This is a genomic window from Sandarakinorhabdus sp. FBCC-B8862 (assembly GCF_059745315.1).
The window spans coordinates 1,248,540-1,269,907 of record NZ_CM185574.1; the positions used below are offsets into that span (position 1 = coordinate 1,248,540).

At 66.6% G+C, this 21,368-nt stretch carries 22 protein-coding genes and 1 tRNA gene; 11 read left to right on the plus strand and 12 right to left on the minus strand.

The genetic code is table 11. The annotated features are described in order from the left end of the window. Nucleotides 1-110: 110 nt before the first annotated feature. Genes AC6BOR_RS06125 through AC6BOR_RS06140 form a run of 4 tightly spaced genes read right to left on the minus strand, consistent with a single transcriptional unit; the run spans nt 111 to nt 4,955 of the window. Nucleotides 111-1,541 carry a serine hydrolase domain-containing protein gene (locus tag AC6BOR_RS06125; protein WP_498060306.1) on the minus strand — a complete coding sequence of 477 codons (1,431 nt, stop codon included), beginning with the start codon at nt 1,539-1,541 and terminating at the stop codon, nt 111-113. Beyond that, the gene (locus AC6BOR_RS06130; protein ID WP_498060307.1) at nt 1,538-2,671 is read right to left on the minus strand and encodes a serine hydrolase domain-containing protein; all 1,134 of its coding nucleotides are present in this window, start codon (nt 2,669-2,671) and stop codon (nt 1,538-1,540) included. The genes AC6BOR_RS06125 and AC6BOR_RS06130 overlap by 4 nt, the downstream gene beginning before the upstream one ends. Continuing rightward, entirely contained in the window at nt 2,668-3,834 is a 1,167-nt protein-coding gene (locus AC6BOR_RS06135; RefSeq protein ID WP_498060308.1) for a deoxyguanosinetriphosphate triphosphohydrolase, read from the minus strand. Before AC6BOR_RS06135 ends, AC6BOR_RS06130 begins: the two co-directional genes overlap by 4 nt. Further along, complete coding sequence (locus AC6BOR_RS06140) at nt 3,831-4,955, minus strand: CaiB/BaiF CoA transferase family protein (protein ID WP_498060309.1); 1,125 nt, start codon at nt 4,953-4,955, stop codon at nt 3,831-3,833. The genes AC6BOR_RS06135 and AC6BOR_RS06140 overlap by 4 nt, the downstream gene beginning before the upstream one ends. A gap of 348 nt (nt 4,956-5,303) precedes the next feature. Between AC6BOR_RS06140 and AC6BOR_RS06145 the strand changes: the two genes are divergently transcribed. Next, nucleotides 5,304-6,680, plus strand: a complete 1,377-nt coding sequence (locus tag AC6BOR_RS06145) for an HD domain-containing phosphohydrolase (protein WP_498060310.1) — start codon at nt 5,304-5,306, stop codon at nt 6,678-6,680. Nucleotides 6,681-6,729: 49 nt separating this feature from the next. Continuing rightward, nucleotides 6,730-7,788 (plus strand): aldose epimerase family protein, encoded by a 1,059-nt coding sequence (locus tag AC6BOR_RS06150; protein ID WP_498060311.1) that lies wholly within the window; start codon nt 6,730-6,732, stop codon nt 7,786-7,788. Between the two features lie 62 nt (nt 7,789-7,850). Here the strand turns inward: AC6BOR_RS06150 and AC6BOR_RS06155 are convergent. Continuing rightward, nucleotides 7,851-7,924 (minus strand) — tRNA-Cys (locus AC6BOR_RS06155). 133 nt (nt 7,925-8,057) lie between these two features. Between AC6BOR_RS06155 and AC6BOR_RS06160 the strand changes: the two genes are divergently transcribed. The 8 genes from AC6BOR_RS06160 (at nt 8,058) to AC6BOR_RS06195 (ending at nt 15,194) form a co-directional block, all read left to right on the plus strand. Next, a complete protein-coding gene (locus AC6BOR_RS06160; RefSeq protein WP_498060312.1) occupies nt 8,058-8,711 on the plus strand; it encodes a protein-L-isoaspartate O-methyltransferase family protein in 654 nt (217 codons plus the stop codon). A 25-nt stretch (nt 8,712-8,736) separates the two neighbouring features. Continuing rightward, entirely contained in the window at nt 8,737-9,030 is a 294-nt protein-coding gene (locus AC6BOR_RS06165; protein WP_498060313.1) for a DUF2497 domain-containing protein, read from the plus strand. A 41-nt stretch (nt 9,031-9,071) separates the two neighbouring features. Beyond that, nucleotides 9,072-11,705 (plus strand): valine--tRNA ligase, encoded by a 2,634-nt coding sequence (locus AC6BOR_RS06170; protein ID WP_498060314.1) that lies wholly within the window; start codon nt 9,072-9,074, stop codon nt 11,703-11,705. A 164-nt stretch (nt 11,706-11,869) separates the two neighbouring features. Next, nucleotides 11,870-13,306: a serine hydrolase domain-containing protein gene (locus tag AC6BOR_RS06175; protein ID WP_498060315.1), complete on the plus strand. Its 1,437-nt coding sequence runs from the start codon at nt 11,870-11,872 to the stop codon at nt 13,304-13,306. A 70-nt stretch (nt 13,307-13,376) separates the two neighbouring features. Continuing rightward, nucleotides 13,377-14,105 (plus strand): heme ABC transporter permease, encoded by a 729-nt coding sequence (locus tag AC6BOR_RS06180; RefSeq protein WP_086116728.1) that lies wholly within the window; start codon nt 13,377-13,379, stop codon nt 14,103-14,105. Next, nucleotides 14,105-14,257 carry a heme exporter protein CcmD gene (locus AC6BOR_RS06185; protein ID WP_498060618.1) on the plus strand — a complete coding sequence of 51 codons (153 nt, stop codon included), beginning with the start codon at nt 14,105-14,107 and terminating at the stop codon, nt 14,255-14,257. The genes AC6BOR_RS06180 and AC6BOR_RS06185 overlap by 1 nt, the downstream gene beginning before the upstream one ends. Beyond that, nucleotides 14,254-14,688 (plus strand): cytochrome c maturation protein CcmE, encoded by a 435-nt coding sequence (gene ccmE, locus AC6BOR_RS06190; RefSeq protein ID WP_498060316.1) that lies wholly within the window; start codon nt 14,254-14,256, stop codon nt 14,686-14,688. The genes AC6BOR_RS06185 and ccmE overlap by 4 nt, the downstream gene beginning before the upstream one ends. Next, the gene (locus AC6BOR_RS06195) at nt 14,688-15,194 is read left to right on the plus strand and encodes a biotin transporter BioY (RefSeq protein WP_498060317.1); all 507 of its coding nucleotides are present in this window, start codon (nt 14,688-14,690) and stop codon (nt 15,192-15,194) included. Before ccmE ends, AC6BOR_RS06195 begins: the two co-directional genes overlap by 1 nt. A gap of 6 nt (nt 15,195-15,200) precedes the next feature. Here the strand turns inward: AC6BOR_RS06195 and AC6BOR_RS06200 are convergent, their stop codons facing one another. Genes AC6BOR_RS06200 through AC6BOR_RS06225 form a run of 6 tightly spaced genes read right to left on the minus strand, consistent with a single transcriptional unit; the run spans nt 15,201 to nt 19,970 of the window. Then, nucleotides 15,201-15,599 carry a DUF2948 family protein gene (locus tag AC6BOR_RS06200; RefSeq protein ID WP_498060318.1) on the minus strand — a complete coding sequence of 133 codons (399 nt, stop codon included), beginning with the start codon at nt 15,597-15,599 and terminating at the stop codon, nt 15,201-15,203. Further along, entirely contained in the window at nt 15,592-16,875 is a 1,284-nt protein-coding gene (gene murA, locus AC6BOR_RS06205) for a UDP-N-acetylglucosamine 1-carboxyvinyltransferase (RefSeq protein ID WP_498060319.1), read from the minus strand. Before murA ends, AC6BOR_RS06200 begins: the two co-directional genes overlap by 8 nt. 9 nt (nt 16,876-16,884) lie before the next feature. After that, nucleotides 16,885-17,772: an EamA family transporter RarD gene (gene rarD, locus AC6BOR_RS06210; protein ID WP_498060320.1), complete on the minus strand. Its 888-nt coding sequence runs from the start codon at nt 17,770-17,772 to the stop codon at nt 16,885-16,887. Between the two features lie 58 nt (nt 17,773-17,830). After that, nucleotides 17,831-18,385, minus strand: coding sequence for a dCTP deaminase (gene dcd, locus AC6BOR_RS06215; RefSeq protein WP_498060321.1), 555 nt, complete (start codon nt 18,383-18,385; stop codon nt 17,831-17,833). Further along, nucleotides 18,385-18,870: a UPF0262 family protein gene (locus tag AC6BOR_RS06220; RefSeq protein ID WP_498060322.1), complete on the minus strand. Its 486-nt coding sequence runs from the start codon at nt 18,868-18,870 to the stop codon at nt 18,385-18,387. Before AC6BOR_RS06220 ends, dcd begins: the two co-directional genes overlap by 1 nt. After that, nucleotides 18,870-19,970 carry a serine hydrolase domain-containing protein gene (locus tag AC6BOR_RS06225; RefSeq protein WP_498060323.1) on the minus strand — a complete coding sequence of 367 codons (1,101 nt, stop codon included), beginning with the start codon at nt 19,968-19,970 and terminating at the stop codon, nt 18,870-18,872. The genes AC6BOR_RS06220 and AC6BOR_RS06225 overlap by 1 nt, the downstream gene beginning before the upstream one ends. 27 nt (nt 19,971-19,997) lie before the next feature. Between AC6BOR_RS06225 and AC6BOR_RS06230 the strand changes: the two genes are divergently transcribed. Further along, the gene (locus AC6BOR_RS06230) at nt 19,998-20,357 is read left to right on the plus strand and encodes a hypothetical protein (RefSeq protein WP_498060324.1); all 360 of its coding nucleotides are present in this window, start codon (nt 19,998-20,000) and stop codon (nt 20,355-20,357) included. A gap of 3 nt (nt 20,358-20,360) precedes the next feature. On the opposite strand, the gene AC6BOR_RS06235 is transcribed toward AC6BOR_RS06230, so the two are convergent. Next, complete coding sequence (locus tag AC6BOR_RS06235; protein WP_498060325.1) at nt 20,361-21,347, minus strand: magnesium transporter CorA family protein; 987 nt, start codon at nt 21,345-21,347, stop codon at nt 20,361-20,363. Nucleotides 21,348-21,368: the final 21 nt, after the last annotated feature.

Below are 21,368 nucleotides of genomic sequence, written 5' to 3' on the forward strand. Positions count from 1 at the left end.
CAGAAGGCCCTTTCGCTTGACCGGGCCCGTCCGGGTGTTCCCTTCAGGCCGATTCCGCAGGCATGCCGCATCTATAACCAATAGCGTCACGCTCGTCAAGCAAAATGTGCCTATTTGGTTATTTTCTCCAGGGTCGCCACCACCTCGGCGGCAAAGCGGTGCATGGGAAAGGGCGCCGCCGGCAGATCGAATCCACGCCGGATCACGATGAAATTGCCTGATATCACAGCATATTGGCCGCGATTTCCGTTCATCGCATAGGTGCCGGCTGGCAACGGCGGCACCCCGTCATGCCCGCCCAGGCCGCCCCAGCGCCAGAATCCGGCGCCGTAACCTTCCGGGCGATTGTCCGGCTGCGGCCCGTCCGCCCGCTCCACAAAGGCCGGCCAGTCCGGCGGCAGCAGTTGCTCGCCGCCCGCCCCGATGCCGCTTCTGCCGCCGTTCTGATACAGCAGCGCCAACCGGGCCAGGTCGCGCGCCGTCATCCACACCTGGCTGGATAGCACGAAATCGCCGCGCCAATCCGTCTCTGGCGTGGTGCGCGTCATCCCCAGCGGCCACAGCAATTCGGTGAACGGAAAGGCCATGGCGGCATGCTGGCCAGCCTGCCCGGCCGGTGCCTGCGCTGCCACCACGCGCGACAGGGCCAGTGCCGCCAGCATGATGTCATTGTTGCTGTAATTGAAATGCGTGCCCGGCCCGTGTTCCAGCGGCATGGCCGGGGCGGTTTCCGCCACCGTCGCCCCACCCAGATACACCTCGTCGGTGCGATTGCCCGGCCCGGCGGTCCACAGCCCGCTCTTCATGCGCAGCAACTGCGTCCAGGTGATGGCGGCCCGCGGATCGCCGGCCACCTGCCACTGCGGCACCGGCGCCGGCTGCGCCACATCGACCAGCCCCTTCTGCACCGCCCGCCCCACCAAGGTCGCGGTCAGCGATTTCGCCACGCTCCAGGTCCGCTGCGGCGTGTGCATGCTCCAATCGGCGCGGTAACGCTCGGCAATGATCCTGCCGTCCTTCAGCACGATCACCGCCGTGGTGCGATCCGATTCAAACGCCTTTGCCACCACCGCATCCAGCGCCGCCCGGTCCCGCTTGCGCTGCAGCGGCTGCACCGCGCCGGCATCGCCCAGCGGCCAGGGCTTGGCATCCATCGCCGCCAGATCGGGAACGGCAAGGCCCGGCACCAGCCGCGGCAGATCGGCCGCCGATGTGGCGCCCACCGGCAACTGGGTGCAGCCCAGCAGCGGCCGCCACACCGCGATGCGCGGCGGCAGATTGGCCGCAAACTTCACCGAAACCGTGCGCGCCGCCTCATCCACGTCCGCCGTCAGGCCGCCCACAAGCGGCTGATATTCGGGATAGATGCCGGTCAGATCATCGCGCGCGATCGCCGCCTCGCCCTGCCCGGCGTTCCACCGCCCGGAACAGGTGAACGCCGCCTTGTATCCCGCCGCCAGGGCCAGACGGTGCGGATCAGGCGCGGTCTGCGCCGCCACCGGTGCCGCCATCACGGCCGCCAGGATGATAAGCCGCTTCACGCCGCCAGCCCGGCATAAACGCTGGCCATCAGCATGCCGGCGCGCATGTCGCCCGTGGTGGTGCCGGCCATCTTGTTCATGGCAAAGGCCATGCACAGCCGCGCATCCATGTCGCACACCACCAGGCTGCCGCCATAACCGCCCCAGAAGATGGTGCGTTCGTTGGGGAACATGCGCAGCGCCCCCTGCAGGCCATAACCCATGCCGTACCGCACCGGCATGTTCAGCACCATGTCCATGCCGGCAATCTGCTCCTCCAGCGCCCGCGCCACCCCGGCTTCCGACAGGAACCGCTTGCCGCCGGCCATGCCGCCATTGGCCATGATCGTCTGCACGGCGGCCACGCTACGGGCGTTGCCGGTGCCGCCGCCGGCCGGAATCTCCGCCCCGCGCCAGGCGCGCGTGCGGGTGGCGAGCGGATCGATGGCCGGGTTGGTCGCCATGTTGCGGGTCAATTCCGATTGCGACACATCGGCAATGGCCGCGCCCTTGGGCGGCGGCACCAGATGCGCCACCCGGTCATCCTCGCTGGCGGGCAGGCCGATGTGGAAATCCGCGCCCAGGGGTTCGGCAAAAATCTCGCGGAACGCCGTGCCCAGCGACTTGCCGGTGATACGCCGCACCACCTCGCCCACCAGATAGCCCTGGGTCAGCGCATGATAACCCGGTGCCGTGCCCGGCGGCCAGAACGGCGCCTGCGCCGCCAGCCGCGTCACGCACAGCTCCCAGTCATAAAGATCGGTCGGCGCCATCGGCTCGGCAAAGCCCGACAGGCCGGCGCAATGGCTCATCAGCATCGCCACCGTCACATCCGCCTTGCCGTTCGCGGCAAACTCCGGCCAGTAATGCGCCACCGGGTGCGCGAAATCGAGCAGGCCCTGATCCGCCAGCCACAACGCCGTCAGCGCCGTCATCGTCTTGGTGGTGGAATAAACGTTGACGATCGTGTCCTTCTCCCACGGCCGCGTCCGCTCCTCGTCGGCCCAGCCGCCCCAGATGTCGATGATCGGCTCCCCGTTCAGCGTGGCGGCAAAACTGGCGCCCAGATCGGCGCCGCTGGCCAGACTGGCCGCCATCGCCTTTTTCACCCCTTCAAAGCGCGGCTGCACAAAGCCGTGGACGTCGCTCATGACACCATCTCCTCAGGCAGGGGCGATGGCCCTACCAGTTGCTTGTAGAGTTTCAGCGCATAACGGTCGGTCATGCCAGCCACGAAATCGCCGACATGCCGGGCCCGCGCCGGCTCATCGGCCGGGCAGGTGGCCGCCCAATCGCCGGGCAGCCGGGCGGGATCGGCGTGCAGCGCGGCAAACAGGCCTTCCACTACCTGTTCGGATGGATCGCGCAGCCGGGCCACCGCCGGCGCGCGATACATGTGGGCGCGCAGATAATCCTTCAGCACCCTGACTTGCGATCCCAACCCGTCCGACAGTCCGGCCAGCGTGCGGCCGGCGGCGCGGACATCGGCCACGCTCCGCGCATCAATCGCCGCCAACCGGGCGCGGGTGGTGGCCAAAAGATCGCTCACCATGCGGCCAATCTGTTCGCGCACCAACTCGGGCACCAGCCGCCGCCGCGCGGTCACCGCCGGCCAACGCGCGGTCACCGCGGCCCAGCAATCGGCCACGAACGGCACCTGTGCGGCCACGTCTTCCACCGAAAACAGCCCGGCCCTGATGCCGTCATCCAGATCATGATTGTCATAGGCGATATCGTCGGCAATCGCCGCCAGTTGCGCCTCCAGCCCAGCGTGGCTGGCCAGGTCGAGCGGCCAGGCGGCGTCCACCCCGGCCAGCGCCCAACCCGGTTCGAAGATCGGCCCATTGTGCTTGGCCATCCCTTCCAGGGTTTCCCAGCACAGGTTCAGCCCATCGAAACCGGGGTAACGATTCTCCAATTTCGTCAGGATTCGAAGGGTATGGCCGTTGTGATCAAAGCCGCCCCACGGCGCCATCACCCGCTCCAGCGCATCCTCGCCACTATGCCCGAACGGCGGGTGGCCCAGATCATGCGCCAGGGCCAGCGCCTCGGTCAGATCCTCGTCCACCCCCAGCGCCCGCGCCAGGCTGCGGGCAATCTGCGCCACCTCCAGGCTGTGGGTCAGCCGCACCCGGAAATGATCGCCATCGGGCGCCACAAACACTTGAGTTTTATAGCGTAATCGCCGGAAGGCGCCCGAATGGATGATGCGATCCCGATCCCGCGCGAACGGGCTGCGGGTGGCCGAAGCCGCCTCCGCATGCAGCCGCCCGCGCGATGCCTCCCAGAACGTGGCGTAGGAGGCCCGGCTCAACGAACCGTCCCGGCCGCCTTCAGCGCCGCAACCCTGGCATCGTCATAGCCCAGATCAGCCAAAATCGCATCGGTTTCCAGTGACTTGGTCATCCGCGGGCTGTCCGTCACGGTGGCCGAATAACGCGGCGCCGGCGCCGGCTGCATCACGCCATCGGCCTCCACAAAGGTCTGCCGGGCGGCATTGTGCGGGTGGTGCGGCGCCTCGCTCATCGACAGCACCGGCGCGAAGCACACATCGGTCATCTCCATGATTTCGCACCATTCATCGCGCGACTTCGTCTTGAACAGCGCGGTCAACCGCCCCTTCAGCGCCGGCCAGTTGGCCGCGTTCATCTGCTGGGCAAAGTCGGCATCATGCTTCAGCCCGGTCTTTTCCAGCAGCAGCGCATAAAACTGCGGCTCCAGGCTGCCGATGCTGATGAACTTGCCGTCGGCACATTCATAGGTGTCATACATGTGCGCGCCGGTATCGAGCAGGTTGACCCCGCGCTCGTCCTTCCAGATGCCATTGGCGCGGAAGCCCCAGATCATTGCCATCAGCGCCGCCGCGCCATCGGTCATCGCACAATCAATGACTTGGCCCTGCCCGGTCGCCTTGGCGTGCAGCAACGCCGCCACCATGCCAAAGGCCAGCATCATGCCGCCGCCGCCAAAATCGCCCACCATGTTGATCGGCGGCGTCGGCTTGTCCCCCGCCCGGCCATAGGCGTGCAGGGCGCCGGCGAGCGCGATATAGTTGATGTCGTGCCCGGCGGCGTTGGCATAAGGCCCGAACTGGCCCCAGCCGGTCATCCGGCCATAAACCAACGCCGGGTTCACGGCATGGCAATCCGCCGGCCCCAGGCCCAGCCGCTCGGTCACGCCGGGACGAAAGCCTTCGAACAACGCATCGGCCGATTTCACCAGATCCAGCACCAGCGCGCGGCCCTCGGCGCTTTTCAGGTCCACACCGATCACGCGGCGCCCGCGCAGCAGCGGATCACGCGCATCGATGCGCGCACCCGGCCGGTCCACCCGGATCACCTCGGCCCCATGATCGGCCAGCATCATGCCGGCAAACGGCCCCGGCCCGATCCCGGCCAATTCGATGATCCTGATCCCCTGCAATGGCCCGGCCATGTCACTCTCCCCAATCGGTCGTTTCCCCTGCCCTGCCATGCCCGGCCCAAAGGTCAAGCTGTCGTGGCTGGGAGGGAATCGCCTCTCAGACGTGGACGCTGATCAGGTGCAACCACAAGCTGAGGACGCCAATCGATGCAAGTTGCAACCAACCGCAGAGAATGAACTGTCCATCTTGCAACATATTTGAGAGTCAATCGTCCGGAGCATCTTTCCAAGCAGCCAGGAGATGAATCAACTTTCATGTGTGGCAGGGGCATGATATCGGCCACCTGCGGGGTCGATGCATGTTGGCATATGGGTGGCAACAACCCGGTGCCGCACACTGTGTTGTGACGGGGGCTGCCCATGCCGCAGGCGCGCGCACTGCAAGCGTTGAACAAGTCGCTGGCCAACGAAGTCATCGCCAAGATCGCCGATGTGGTGATGGTGATGACCTATCCCGGCTTCGAGATCATCTATGGCAACGAAGCTGCCAATGCCTGGCTGTCGGCTTCACTGGGGATCAGCAGTTTTGCCGGCCTTGATCTTCGCACCGCCATCAACAGTTCACGCGCGGAACAATGGCGGTCATTCATCGAAGCCGCGCTGAAGCATGGACAGTTCGAACAGAATTATGTCGGCGTCAAAGGCCGCCATTGGCATGTTCGCCTGCAACGGCAACCGGCCAACGGCCCTTGCACAGCGATCACCCTGACCGCGACTGACATGACCGCGCTGGCCGAAACCCGCGACCGCCTCGAAAACAGCGATCTTCATTATCGCGTGCTGTTCGAAACCATGCGCACAGGTGTGGTCTATCATCACGCTGATGGCCGCGTGATGCGGGTCAACCCGGCTGCCGAGGAAATTCTGGGTTACCGCGAGACCGACATGGTCGGCTGGAGTCCAGTGAAGGGCAAATGGGATGTGATCCGTGAAGATGGCAGGGTCTTTGCGGGTGCCGAACATCCGATCATGCAGGTTGCACGCACCGGTATCGGTTTGGACAATCAACTGCTTGGTGTCCCTCACCCGGATGGCCGCCGGCGCTGGATCCGGCTGAGCGCCCGCCCGGTGTGCCGGACGATTGATGGCACCTTGGAAAATATTGTCGTCTGCTTCCACGACGTCAGCGAACAGCAGGAACTGCGCCAACAAACGCTGGCCCAGATGCAGCAGCTTGATCGCGCGCTGGAACAGACGCTGCAGGCCATGGCCGAGTTGATCGAACAGCGCGACCCCTACACCGCCGGCCACCAGCAAAATGTCGCGGAACTGGCCGTGCGCATCGCCCAGGAGATGGGGCTGAGCGCCGAACGCTGCCAGATGGTGCGGTTGGCCGCCCTCGTGCACGACATCGGCAAGAACGCCATCCCGCTCGATCTGCTGGTCAAGCCCACCAGCCTTACGCCGCTCGAACATGAAATGGTCAAGCAGCATGTCGAGGCCGGCTACAATGTGCTCAGCCGCATCGAATTTGCCCAACCTGTCGCTGCCATCATGCGCCAGCATCACGAACGGCTGGATGGCTCCGGCTATCCTCTCGGCCTCTCGGGCGACCAGATCCTGCCTGAGGCCCGGATTCTCTCCGTGGCCGACACGGTGGATGCCATGGTCAATCACCGCCCTTATCGCCGGGCCCTCGGCCTGCCCGCCGCACTGGGCGTGCTCGAACAGGCCGCCGGCACCCATTATGATGCCAATGTGGTCGCCGCCTTCAAGCGCACGCTGACGCAGGCCTGATACCGCCGGCCGATTGCACCCGGGCCAGCGGCCGTGCCAAGCTGGCGCCATGGTCACCGCAAGCCTGTCTCCCTTTGGTCGCAACGCTGCTGGCGAGGTGGTGGACGCCATCACGCTCAGCAACGGCAGCATGCGGGTGGTGATCCTCGCCCGCGGCGGCGCCATCGCCGAAATCAATGTGCCCGACCGGCACGGCAGCGCGGCCAATGTCGTGCTAAGCCGGGCCGATTTTGCCGGCTGGGACCGCGGCGGCTCGTTCAACACGCTGGTCGGCCGCTTTGCCGGGCGGATTTCCGGCGGCGGCTTTGCCATTGATGGCCAGTTCCACGCCCTCAACGCCGATCCCGCCACCGGCATCTGCAGCCATGGCGGCGCGGGTTCCGGCTGGGGCACGAAATTGTGGACCCCGCGCCAGTTCGAAGCCGATGGCATTGCCGGCGTGGACCTGATGCTGCACAGCCCCGATGGCGACAACGGCTTTCCCGGCGCTGTCGACATCATGGCGCGCTACACGCTCGACAGCCACAACCGGTTGCAGCTGACGCTTGAAGCCACCACCACGGCCGCCACCCATATCAATGTCTGCAACCACCCCTATTTCAACCTTGCCGGCAGCGGATCGGCCGATGGCCATGTGCTGCAGCTGTTTTCCAGCCACTATGTGCCCATCGATGGCCGCATGCTGCCCATCGGCCGCATCGATGCCGTGGACGACACGCCGCTCGATTTCCGCAGCGCCCGCCCGCTGGGCCCGGCGCTGCGGCAGGATCACCCACAGGTCCGCCTCGCCCGCGGGCTTGACCACACGATGATCGTCGATGGCCCGGCCGGCACGCTGCGCCCGGCCGCGATCCTGGCCGATCCTGCCAGCGGCCGGCGGCTGGCGATCCACACGACGCAGCCCGCCCTGCAGGTCTACAGCGCCAATTTCCTCGATGGCGCCGTGCCCGCCGCCGGCGGCAAGCTATTGCGCGCCGGTGACGGGCTGGCGCTCGAAACCCAGCATATCCCCGACAGTCCCAACCACCCGCAGTTTCCCACGACTCTGCTGCGCCCCGGTGAGCGGTTCAGCGAACAGACGCTGTTCGCCTTTGATCTGATGGATTGATTGCCGCTGGCCGCACCGACGGGCAGGCGTCTGTCGCCAGCACAGCCCACCCGGCCAGAGGTTGGAGGCCCGAGCCGGAATCGAACCGGCGTGCACGGATTTGCAGTCCGCTGCGTCACCACTCCGCCATCGGGCCTCGAGGCGTGGGAGGCAGCGCACTAGCAGGGCAAACCCCAACGGGCAATGGCCAAGTCGAGGGCCAATATGCACGCTGCCGCAGCGCAACATCAGCATTGCGCGACAAGCCGTCGCAGGGCAAAGAAGCGGGCATGACAAGGATCGCGCCGCTCAGCCCCAATCTGTCCATGCGCCAGACCATGGTGGACAGCCAGTTGAAAACCGTGGGTGTCACCGATGCCGCGGTGCTCGCTGCCTTTGCCGATCTGCCGCGCGAGGCCTATCTGCCGGCGGCGCTCGCGCCACTGGCCTATGCCGATGCCGCGCAACAGGTGGCGCCGGGCCGCCGGCTGTTGCCGCCGCTGGTGCTGGCGCTGCTGCTGCAGCATGCCGCCGTTCAGGCCGGAGAGCGCGTGCTGGTGGTGGGCAGTGCCACCGGGCTTTCGGCGGCGCTGCTGGCCCGCATGGGGGCAAAGGTGACGGCGCTGGAAAGCGATGCCGCGCTGATCGCCAGCGCCGTTGCGGCCGGGGTCGCCACGGTGCAGGGCCCGCTGGCCGAAGGCTGGGCCGCCAATGCGCCTTATGATCTGATCCTGTTTGAAGGCGCCATCGGCCAGGTGCCGGCCGCCATTGCCGCGCAGCTGGCGCCGGGCGGCCGCGTTGCGACCGTGCTGCGCGAGGCTGGCGTGGGCCGGGCCTATGCCGGGCCGCTGCGCGCCGATGGCCAGCCGGCGGCGCTGCCGTTCCTCGATGTGTCGGCCCCCGATCTGCCCGGCTTTGCCCGCCCGGCGGCCTTTGCCTTCTGAAGGCCAATGCCGTAACAATCGGGGCATGAGCGAGCCGCCGGCCTCCATCGATGCGATTCTGGCCTCCATCCGGGCGCGGGTGACCGGGCCGGACGACGCCACCCCGCCGCCCGCGCCGCCAGCGGCCGAACCGCCCGCCGAACCCGCCGTGCCGCTGGAAACCGTGGCCGTCACCCCGGCCGCCGCGACGATGACGCTGGACGAGCTGATCCGATCCCTGCTGGCCCCCCACATCAAGGCCTGGCTGGATGCCAACATGCCCGAGATCGTCGAGAAGTTGGCCCGCGAGGAAATCAGGCGGCTGACCGGCAAGCTGTAACGGGCTTTCCCGCGACGCCCCCAGCGGCTATGCGGCTGGCCATGATCGACAAGATTTTCGACCCGGCCAGCTTTGAACAGCGTTGGTACAATCATTGGGAGACAAGCGGCGCCTTCCGCCCGGCGCGGCCCGATGCCCAGCCCTTCACCATCGTCATCCCGCCACCCAACGTCACCGGCAGCCTGCACATCGGCCACGCGCTCGACAACACACTGCAGGATCTGCTGATCCGCTGGCACCGCCTCAATGGCCGCGATGCGCGCTGGGTGGTGGGCACCGATCATGCCGGCATCGCGACGCAAATGGTGGTGGAACGCCGCCTCGCCGAAGCGCAGCAGCCGGGGCGCACCGCCATGGGCCGCGAAGCCTTTGTGAAGAAGGTGTGGGAATGGAAGGAAGAGAGCGGCGGCACCATCACCCGCCAGCTGCGCCGGCTGGGCGCCAGCTGCGACTGGGCCAATGAACGCTTCACCATGGACGACGGCTTCAACACCGCCGTGCTCAAGGTGTTCGTGGAGCTTTACCGGCAGGGTCTGCTCTATCGCGACAAGCGGCTGGTGAACTGGGACCCGAAGCTGAAGACCGCCATTTCCGATCTGGAGGTGGAGACCCGCGAGGTCGCCGGCAGCTTCACCCACATCCGCTATCCGCTGGCCGATGGCCCAGTGAACGGCGTGTCCCATGTGATCGTGGCCACCACCCGGCCCGAAACCATGCTGGGCGATACCTGCGTGGCGGTGCATCCCAGCGATGAACGCTACACCGCCATGGTTGGCAAGCTGATCGCCCATCCGATCACCGGCCGGCAGATCCCGATCATTGCCGATGAATGGGCCGATCCCGAACTGGGTTCGGGCGCGGTGAAGATCACACCGGCGCATGACTTCAACGATTGGGCCGTGTATGAACGGCACAAGCAGGTTGGCTGGATCAACATCCTCGATGCCGAGGCGCGCATCTGCGCCGCGACAAGCGTGCCGGCGGATTATGTCGGCCTCAGCCGCGAGGATGCGCGCAAGAAGGTCGTGGCCGATCTCGAGGCGCTGGGCCTGATCGAGCGCATCGAGCAGAAGAGCATCCAGATGCCCTATGGCGACCGATCGGGCGTGGTGATCGAGCCGTGGCTGACCGACCAATGGTATGTGAACGCCGGCGAACTGGCCAAGCAGGCCCTCGCCGCCGTGCACGACGGCCGCACCCAGTTCGTGCCGAAGACCTGGGAAAAAACCTATTTCAACTGGATGGAGAATATCCAGCCCTGGTGCGTGAGCCGCCAGCTGTGGTGGGGGCACCGGATTCCGGCCTGGTATGGGCCGAACGGCGAATGTTTCGTGGCCGAGACCGAGGCCGAAGCGCAGACACAGGCCGGCGACCTGCCGCTGACCCGCGACGAGGACGTGCTCGACACCTGGTTCTCCTCCGCCCTGTGGCCGTTCGGCACGCTGGGCTGGCCCGAGCAGACGCCCGATCTTGCCCGCCATTATCCCGGCGATGTGCTGGTGACGGGCTTTGACATCATCTTCTTCTGGGTCGCCCGCATGATGATGCAGGGCCTGCACTTCATGAACGATGTGCCGTTCAAGACGGTTTATTGCCATGGCCTGGTGCGCGACGCCAAGGGCCAGAAAATGTCGAAGACCAAGGGCAACACGGTCGATCCGCTCACCCTGATCGACAAATATGGCGCCGATGCCCTGCGCTTCACGCTCACCGCGATGGAAACCCAGGGGCGCGACATCAAGCTGAGCGAGAGCCGCATCGAAGGCTATCGCAACTTTGCCACCAAGCTGTGGAACGCCGCGCGCTTCTGCCAATCGAACGGCATCGAAGGCAGCAGCAGCCCGCTGCCGCCGGCCGCCACCCAGCCGGTCAACCGCTGGATCATCGGCGAGGTGAAGCAAACCGCGCGCGCGCTGGAACAGGCGATCGCGCAATTCCGCTTCGATGCCTATGCCGATGCCATCTACCGCCTCGTGTGGAACCGCTTCTGCGACTGGTATCTGGAACTTATCAAGCCGCTGCTGGCGGAAGGGGCCGATGCCGACGTGGCCGCCGAAACCCGCGCCGTCGCCGGCTGGGCGCTGGATCAGCTGCTGGTCATGCTGCACCCGGTCATGCCCTTCCTCACCGAGGAGCTTTGGCACCAGCTGGCGATTCGCGATGATCTGGTGCTGGCGCAGTGGGTCGCGACCGACGCGCTGCCCGAAGATGCGGCGGCGAGTGCGGATATCGACTGGCTGATCGGCCTGATCTCCGAAGTCCGTTCGGCCCGCACCGAGCTCAATGTGCCGCCCTCGGCCAAGCTGGCCTATGCGGTGGAGGGCGCTTCGCAGCAGACCGCCGAGCGCCTCGCTGCCAACGCCGCCGCCATTGAACGGCTGGCCCGCATCCTGCCCGGCGACGCCGGTGCCGGCGGCCGGCTGGCCGTGGTGCATGGCGAGGCGACGCTGCTGATCCCGGTTGGCGACGTGATCGACCTGGCCGCCGAGAAGACCCGCCTCGAAAAGGCCCTCGCCGCCGCCGCCAAGGAACGCGACGCGCTGGCCGGGCGGCTGAATAATCCCGGCTTCACCGAAAAGGCCAAGCCCGAAGCGGTGGAAAAGGCCCGCGAGGATCACGCGGCGCGGGCTGCCGAGGCGGAGCGGCTGCAGGCGGCGCTGGCGCGGTTGGGGTAGGATCTTCCCACCCCCAGCCCCTCCCGCAAGCGGGAGGGGAGCAGAGTGCGAAAGGACCGAACGGCTCCCCTCCCGCCTGCGGGAGGGGTCGGGGGTGGGTCGCACCGCTTGGCAACCACCACCAACCTGCTAGCCTCCCCCCAATTCCACGGGGGACCCAGATCATGTTGCACCGTTCCATCGCGCTGGCTCTGCTGCTCGCCAGCCCGGCGCTGGCCCAGACCGCGCCGCCGCCAGCCGCCAACATCGCCGAAAACCCCGACGTGGCCGCCGCCACCCGGCTGTTCAGCGCCTGGCTGGAAGGCCAGATCGCCTATCGCGGCCTGCCCGGCGTGGCGGTGGGCGTTGTGCATGATCAGCAGCTGGTGTGGTCAAAGGGTTTTGGTTTTGCCGATGTGGCGTCGAAACGGCCGATGACGGCGGACACGCGCTTCCGCATCGCGTCCAATTCCAAGCTGTTTGCCGCCATCGCCATCCTCCAGCTGCGCGAACAGGGCAAGCTGCGGCTGGATGATCCGGTGGTGAAGCATCTGCCCTGGTTCACCATGAAGCCGGCCGGGCCCGACGATGGCCCGATCACCATCGAGCAACTCCTGTCACACTCGTCCGGAATGCAGCGCGAGGCCGGCGACCATTGGTCCAGCTTTGACTTCCCGACGGAAGCCCAGCTCAAGGCGCTGATGCAGGATCGCCAGGCCGCCTTCCCGCCGCAGACCCGCTGGAAATATAGCAACCTGGCCTTTGCCGTGGCCGGGCTGGTGGTGGAACAGGTGACTGGCCAGCGCTGGGCCGATTATGTCACCGCCAACATCACCCGGCCGCTGGGCATGACCGCCACCAGCATCGACAAGCCCGATCCGGGGCTGGCCACTCCTTATGCCAGCCGCACGCCGGAGGGCACGCGCCGCATCCTGCCGTTCATGGATGCGCGCGGCATGGCGTCGGCCACCGGCATGACCAGCACGGTCAATGATCTGGCCAAATTCATCTCGGCCCAGTTGCGCACCAGCGGACCCAATGTGCTGACCGCCGGTTCCTGGCGCGAGGCGCTGCGGGTGCGCAGCGTGGATGAGAGCTGGGAAAGCGGATCGGGCCTGGGGTTTGATCACAGCCGCTTCAAGGGCCGCACCTTTGTCGGGCATGGCGGCGGCTATCCCGGCAACACCACCATGACGCGGGTGCAGTTGAACGACAAGGTGGGCGTGGTGGTGTTGACCAACACCAATGATTCGGGCCCCGGCGACATTGCCAACCAGTTGCTCGCCACGGTGGGTGAGGCCGTGGCCAAGGCCGCCAGGCCCAGCAAGCCGCCACTGTGGGACGATGGCTGGGCACGCTTCGCCGGCCGCTATCGCAGCCCCTATGACGATGGCGTCACCCAGGTGGTGTTGCTCAACCGGCAGCTGGTGCTGCTGGCGGCCAATGGTCCGGCCGCCGAAACCCGGGTTGTGCTGGAACCGCTGGGCGATGGCCGCTTCAAACTGGTGGCGCCGACCGGCGGCGGCCCGGTGGGCGAAGTGGTGCGGTTTGAAGAGGCCGGTGGCAAGGTGACGCGCATGTTCCTGGGCGATGGCTGGAGCACCCGCATCGACGGATGGTGAGCGGCAGGGCCGTGCGCCCGGCGACGCCGCGCCCCCTTCCCTCGCTTGTGCCTTCTGCTAGAAGGCCGGCGTGCACCGTTATGCAAATCCCACGCGATTCCTGAAGATCGCCCGTGTGGCGACGCCGATCGTCGCCCTGCTCGGCCTGGCGCTCACGGCGGCCGGGCTGTGGATCGGCCTGTTCGCCAGCCCGCCGGATTACCAGCAGGGCGAAAGCGTGCGCATCATGTATGTGCATGTGCCGGCCGCCTGGCTCGGCGCCGGCGGTTACATGAGCCTGGCCATCGCATCGGCCACCGCGCTGATCTGGCGGCATCCGCTGGCCACCATCGCGGCGCGCGCCATTGCGCCGGCCGGGGCTGCCTTCACCGCCATCTGCCTCGTTTCCGGCAGCCTGTGGGGCAAGCCGACCTGGGGCACCTATTGGGTGTGGGATGCCCGCCTCACCTCCATGCTGGTGCTGCTGTTCCTCTATCTCGGCTATCTGGCGCTCAGCGCCAGTGAGGCGGAAAAGGGCGGCGAACAGCGCGGCGCCGCGATCCTGGCGCTGGTGGGCGTAATCAACCTGCCGATCATCAAATATTCGGTGGAATGGTGGAACACGCTGCACCAGGGCAGCAGCATTTCGGTGGTCAACGCCTCCTCCAAGATCGCGCCGGAACTGCTCACTCCGCTGCTGCTGTCGGTCGCCGGCTTCTCCTTCCTGTTTGGCGCCATCGTGCTGATGCGGATGCGGGCGATGCTGGCTTGGGCGCGGGTTGATGCGCGCAGCCGGCGCATGGCGGAGGCTTTGGCGTGATGGACGGCGTCGTCTCCCGCCCCGATCTGTGGGCCAATTTCATCTGGCCGGCCTATGGGCTGACTCTGGTTGGCCTCATTGGCTTGTTGGTCTGGGCCTTTGTGTCGATGCGGTCGGCCGAAAAGAAGGCCGAGGAATCGAGGCGCAAATGAAAGCCAAGCATCAACGCCTGTGGCTGGTTGTCGGCGCGCTCACCGCGCTGGGCGGTGCCGGCGCGCTGGCCTTTTCAACGCTGGGCGAGAAGGCGACCTATTTCTATGCCCCGTCCGATCTGAAGAAAGGCCCCGCGCCCACGGCGGCCATCCGGCTGGGCGGCATGGTCGAAAAGGGCTCCATCCAGCGTGAAGGCGCGACGGTGCGCTTTGTGGTGACCGACATGGCGCAGACCGTGCCCGTCACCTACACCGGCATCCTTCCCGACCTGTTCCGCGAAGGGCAGGGCGTGATCGCCGAAGGCAAGATCGATCCGGCCACGGGCCAGTTCCAGGCCGAAACCATCCTCGCCAAGCATGACGAGAAATATATGCCGCCCGAAGTCGCCGGGGCGATGAAGAAAACCAGCAGCGTCACCAGCGGCAATTGATGGCCCGCCCGCTGCCGCCGCTGCGGGGTGGCCTGTTGTCCAGCTTGGCCCTGTGCGCCTGCGCACCGCTGTCCCTTGATCTGGGGCCAGTGCCCATCACCCTCCAATCGCTGATCATCTGCCTGGCCGGTGCGCTGGCGGGCACGGCCGGGGTGGTCGGCGTGATGGTCTGGCTGGTGCTGGCGGCGTTGGGCCTGCCGGTGCTGGCCGGCATGAAGGGCGGGCTTGCAGCCATGGGCGGCACCAGCGCCGGCTTCATCATCGCCATGCCGCTGGCCGCGCGGGCAGCGATGCGCTGGCAGCCCGGCTGGGGCTGGCGGCCGACATTGGCGCTGATGGTGGCCGCCCATGGCCTGTTGCTGGCTCTTGGCGGCGCGCTGATTGCCTTGCGCGGCGGCAACGTGGCGGCGCTGGCGGTGCTGTTGCCGGGCGCAGCCGGAAAGGCGGCGGTGGCAACGGCCGTGCTGCGCATGATCGGGCGCGGGGGCCAGACTGGAGCCGCCTGAACCCGTTCAATCGTGCTTGGGCACCCGCGTGGTGGCCCAGGCCGTGCCCATATCCTCCAGCACCAGCTCGATCACCTCCACCCGCACCCGGACAGCGATGCCGCCGGCGCAGGTGATCACCAGCCAATCGCCATCTTGGGCCAGCGACAGGATCGCCGTCACCGCCTCCGGGTCCGTGGGCCAGCCGCTGCGTTGCACAGCGCCCACGGTTTCGATGCGGAAGGCGCAGCGGATGCGGCTGGGGGCTTCGGCCTCGCGGCGATAGCGGTTGACGAGGCAGGCAAGCCGCCGCGCCTTGCGGTCATAGCCGACATCGGCCAGCCGCAGCGTGGCATCCTGCAACAGCGCCGAAAAGGTGGCGATATCTCCCGGTTCCTGACCGAGGAGGGCCAATCGCTCAGCCATCGCCAACCCGCTCGATATCTGCGCCCACCGCCTGCAGCTTTTCCTCCAGCCGCTCGTAACCGCGATCGAGGTGATAGATGCGGCTGACGGTGGTTTCGCCTGTCGCCGCCAGCCCGGCCAGCACCAGGCTCATGGAGGCGCGCAAGTCCGTCGCCATCACCGGCGCGCCAAACAGCTTTGGCACGCCGCGCACGATGGCGGAGCGGCCGCGCACCGTGATATCCGCCCCCATGCGCGCCAGTTCGGGCACATGCATGAAGCGGTTTTCGAAGATGGTTTCCGTCAGCAGCGACGCCCCATCGGCCACGGTGAGCATGGCCATGAACTGGGCCTGCATGTCGGTGGCAAAGCCGGGATAGGGCGCGGTCGAAACATTGATGCCCTTCATCTGCCCCGTCCGCCGCACCATGATGCCATCGGCGGTCGGCGCGGTTTCCACGCCGGCTTCGTGCAGCATGTCGAGCGTGACGCCCAGATCCTCGGCCGACGCGCCGACCAGCTCCACCTCACCTCCTGCGATGGCGGCGGCGCAGGCATAGCTGCCGGCCTCGATGCGATCGGGCATCACGGCATAGGTGGCGCCGTGCAGCTCCTTCACGCCGGTGATGGTCAATTTCTCGGTGCCGATGCCCTGGATCTTGGCGCCCATCGCCACAAGGCAATTGCACAGATCAACGATTTCCGGTTCGCGCGCGACATTTTCCAGCACGGAAACGCCCTTGGCCAGCACGGCGGCCATGACGGCATTTTCCGTCGCCCCCACCGACACGATCGGGAAGACATATTTGCCGCCCGGCAGCCCGCCCTTGGGCGCGGTCGCCTTCACATAGCCGGCGGCCAGTTCGATCTCCGCACCCAGATGCTCCAGCGCCTTCAGGTGCAGATCGATCGGGCGGTTGCCGATGGCGCAGCCGCCCGGCAGCGACACGGTCGCCTCGCCCGCGCGGGCAAGCAGCGGCCCCAGCACCAGGATGGAGGCGCGCATCTTGCGCACGATGTCATAGGGGGCGAGCGTGGAGGTGATACGGTTGGCGCGGACCGTCATCACCCGGCCGAATTCATCGGGGCTGGTGCCTTCGATGGTGGTGGACAGGCCATGGTTGTTGAGCAGATGGCCGAACGTGTCGATATCGGCCAGGCGCGGCAGGTTGCGCAAGGTCAGCGGCTCGTCGGTCAGCAGCGCGCACGGCATCAGCGTGAGCGCGGCGTTCTTGGCACCGGAAATCTGGATGCGGCCCTTGAGCGGTCGGCCACCGCGGATGACGATCTTGTCCATGAACAGGCTTTAGCGTGTTGCGGCAGGTTGCGCCACTGGCCGCATACTCCAGGTGTAGAGCGCCAGGCCCGCCCAGATGCAGCCGAACGCCGCCAGCCGCGCCGGGCTGAGAGTTTCGCCAAACAGGGTCACCGCCTCGATCATCACCAGCGTGGGCGACAGATATTGCAGCAGGCCAAGGGTGGACAGCGGCAGCACCCGCGCCGCCCGGCCGAACAACAGCAGCGGCGTAGCCGTCACCACCCCGCTCGCCGCCAGCACCGCCAGCTGCCAACCGGGCAGATCCGCAAGGCTATAGGGCCGGGTGGCGAGCCAGCCGAGCGCCAGCGGCGCCAGCAGCAGGGTTTCGACAAACAGGCCCGACAGGCCATCCACCGCCGCCTTCTTGCGGAACAGGCCATAAAGGCCGAACGACACCGCCAGCGTCAGGCTGATCCACGGCAGATAGCCCAAGGCGATGGTCTGCACCGCCACCCCGGCCGCCGCCAGTGCCACCGCCGCCCATTGCAGCCGCGACAGCCGTTCGCCCAGCAGCGTGACGCCGAACAGCACGTTGAGCAGCGGATTGATGAAATAGCCCAGCGACGTGTCGAGCGCATGGCCGGCCAGGATCGCCCAGGTATAGACCAGCCAGTTGACCCCGATGGCCACGGCAGACGCAAGCAGCAGCAACAGGGTGCGCCGGTTGGCCAGGATCGGCCGCAGCCGCTGCCAGCCAGACGACAGGGCCAGCACCAGCGACAACACCAGCAGCGACCAGGCGATGCGATGGCCCAGCACATCGCCGGCCGGCACCCCCTGCATCAGCCGCAGATAGAGCGGCATCAGGCCCCAGATCACATAGGCGCCCAGGCCCGCGATCAGGCCATCGCGCATGGTTGGGGTCGCGGCGTTCATGCTGCCGGGTTAGACCGCTTGGCGCAGCCCCGCCACCCCCTGTGCGGTTATGGCTGCCCTACAGGCGCGGAAGGGTCACGCCGCGCTGGCCCATATATTTGCCGGCGCGATCGGCATAGCTGGTCTCGCACGGCTCGTTCCCTTTCAGGAACAGGAACTGGCAGGCGCCTTCGTTGGCATAGATTTTGGCCGGCAGCGGCGTGGTGTTGGAAAATTCCAGCGTGACATGGCCTTCCCAGCCGGGTTCCAGCGGCGTCACGTTCACGATGATGCCACAGCGGGCATAAGTGGACTTGCCCAGGCAGATCACCAGCACATCGCGCGGGATGCGGAAATATTCGACCGTGCGGGCCAGGGCAAAGCTGTTGGGTGGAATCACGCACACATCGGTCTTGCGGTCGACAAAGCTGTTGGCCTGGAAATCCTTGGGATCGACCACGGCCGAATCGACGTTGGTGAAGATCTTGAACTCGTCGGCCACCCGCGCGTCATAGCCGTAACTCGACAGGCCATAGGAAATGCAGCCGCCACGGGTCTGCCGCTCCACGAACGGTTCGATCATGCCCGTGGCCTGGGCCTGCTCACGGATCCAGCGGTCGGAAAGAACGGACATCAGTGGCCTTTGATATGAAGCACGCAGATCAGGGTGAACAGCCGGCGCGCGGTGTCGAAATCGACGATGGCGCGCGCCTCCAGCCGTTCCTTCAACAGCTCGGCCGCATCATTGTGGATGCCGCGCCGCGCCATGTCGATGGTTTCGATCTGCTGGGGCGAGGATTGGCGGATCGCCTGATAATAGCTGTCGCAAATGGCGAAATACTCGCGGATGGTGCGCCGGAACGGAGACAGCGCCACTTGGAACTGGTCCACCGGCCGGTCCTCGGCGTCCGAAACCGTCACCTCCAGCCGGCCATCCTCCACGCCCAGCAGCAGCTTGTAGGGCCCGTGGTGCCCGGCATCGCTTGCAGCCACCGGCTTGAATTCATTGCCTTCCAGCAGATCGAAAATGGCAACCCGCCGCTCCTGCTCGATATCGGCGTTGCGCCACAGGATGGTGCGTTCATCAAGCTTGATGTCGATCAGGCGATAATCAGCCATCAGGGCACACTCGCCACCAGCCGCGCCAGGGCATCGCGCACCGGCTGCAGCACATCATCCTGGGTCTTGCCCAGCCGCACGACCACCAGCCGTTTTGAAGGCACCACGATCACATATTGGCCAAGATGGCCGATGGCGGCAAAGGCATCGGCCGGGCCGACACGCCAGAACAGGGCGCGATCCTTGCCATCGGCCGGGCGGCGGTTCAGCCAGAATTGCCCGCCATAGCCGGGATTGGCCGGCGACGGGGTGCGCACGAACTGCACCCAATCGGGCCGCACCACCTGGACACCGGCCACCACGCCGCCATCCAGATAAAGCTGGCCAAAGGCCGCCCAGTCCCGCGCGGTCGCATGGCAGAGCGAACCGCCATAAAGCGTGCCGGCCGGATCGAATTCGCACAGCAGCGATGGCATGCCCGCCGGCCCGGCCAGGCGATCATTGATGAACTGGCGGGTTTTCGCCCGCCGCGTCGCTGGATCGGCACCGGGTGCGATGCTGTCGGCCACGATGCGGGCGAGGATATGGCTGGTCAGCGTGTTGTATTGAAAGCGCGTGCCCGGCGGCACCTCGGCTGGCTCGGCCACCGCCGCCTTGTAGATATCGGCCGATGTGTCGGCAAACAGCGCGCGGTTGGTGTCGGCAATCTCGGGCTGCGGCCCGGCCTCGATATGCTTAACGCCCGACGCCATGTGCAGCAGCTGCCTGAGCGTGATCTTGCCGCGCGCATCCCCCGGAAGCTTGTGCCATTCCGGCACCGCGGCGGGCACATCCAGCTGCAATTTGCCGTCGCCCACCAGCTCGCCGATCAGGGTGGCGGTGATGGACTTTGCCATCGACCAGCTGATCAGCCGCGTGCCCGGCCCGATGCCGGTGCCATAACGTTCATAGATACGCTGGCCACCCTGCATCACGATCAGCGCCCGGGTTTCGCCGAGCCGGGGATCGGTGAAGAAGGCATCGGCTGCCGGCAGTGCCGAAACCGGCGCCGTGGCCGGAATCCGCGCCGGCACGGCCTGGAGCTGCGCAGCCACCGGCATGGCCGCTGTCAGAAACAGCAGCAGGCTTGCCAGCCGGGCCGGGATTGCGCACCTTGTCATGAAACCCACGCTAGAGGCCCTGCCCCCATGCTGGCAAGTGACACGTCATCGCCGCCGCCTGCTCCCACCCGCCGCATCCGCTGGCTGGTGTGGGGTCCGGTGCTGCTCCTCACCCTCGCGGCCGGCGGCTGGCTCGGCCTCAGATATTCCACCACCGGCAAACAGGCCCAGCTCGCCACCGGCTATATCGCCCATGTCGTCTGCTCCTGCCGTTATGTCGGCGGGCGCGACATGGCCAGTTGCGAGACCGACCGCGAGCCGGGCACCGAGATCGTCCAGATCGAGGATGACACGGCGAAGCGGACCGTCACCGCCCGGGTGCCGCTGCTCTCCAGCCGCACCGCGCGCTTTGATCCGGAATATGGCTGCGCGCTCGATCCGCCTTGAGGGTCACAGCCAGCCGCGCCAGCGGAACAGGGCATAGGGCAGGACGGCCGCAGCCAGCATGATGCCGAGCGCCATCGGATAGCCCCACAGCCACTGCAGTTCCGGCATATGCGCGAAATTCATGCCGTAAATGCCGGCCACCAGTGTGGGCGGCAAAAAGATGATGCTGGCCACCGAGAAAATCTTGAACACCGCATTCTGCTCGATGCTGATCAGGCCCAGCGTTGCATCAAGCAGGAAGGTGAGATTGCCGCCAATATAGGTCGCCTGGTCCGACAGGCTGGCCAGATCGCGCAGCTGCGTCTTGATCTGCGCAGCAAGGCCCGCATCCCTTGGGGCCGCAAACTGCAGGAACGACAGCGCGCGGGTGAGGGACACCGACGATTCGCGCGCCTTTGACAGCGCATCCTGCGCCCCGCCCAGCCGGGTTAGCAGCGCCTGCAGGGCCAGGTTCGACCGGCGCTGCTGCCGGCCAGGCTCGGTCACATCGGCCCGGCGAAACGTCCCGCGCGAAATCGCGTCCACTTCCCGCCCGATATGTTCAAAGCCGTCGGCCAGCCGGTCCACGATCGTGTCGATCAGCGCCAGCAGCGCCATGCCCGGCCCGGCACAGGTTTCCGGATTGCGCATCGCCTGGGCGGCAAAACGGTCGAAACTGCGCACCTCGTGATAGCGCACGGTCACCAGATGGTGCCGCCCCAGCACGAAACTGACCGCGCAGGTCTCCGGCTGCTCGGTCACCAGGCCGATGGCCAGCGTCGCGGTCATCACGATGGCATCATTGTCGATATAGAGCCGGCTGGATGTCTCGATCTCGGCCATGTCGTCGGCGGTGGGCACATCAAAGCCCAGCGCGGCTTCCACCAGCGCCTCTTCCGCCGGAGTCGGGTTGAGCAGGTCGATCCACACCGCATCGGCCGGCAGCGCATCCCCGTCGCCAAGGATGCGGTTGCCGGTGGCGGAAAAAATGCGCAGCATGGGGCAAATCATGGCGAATTTGCCGGCCCAATG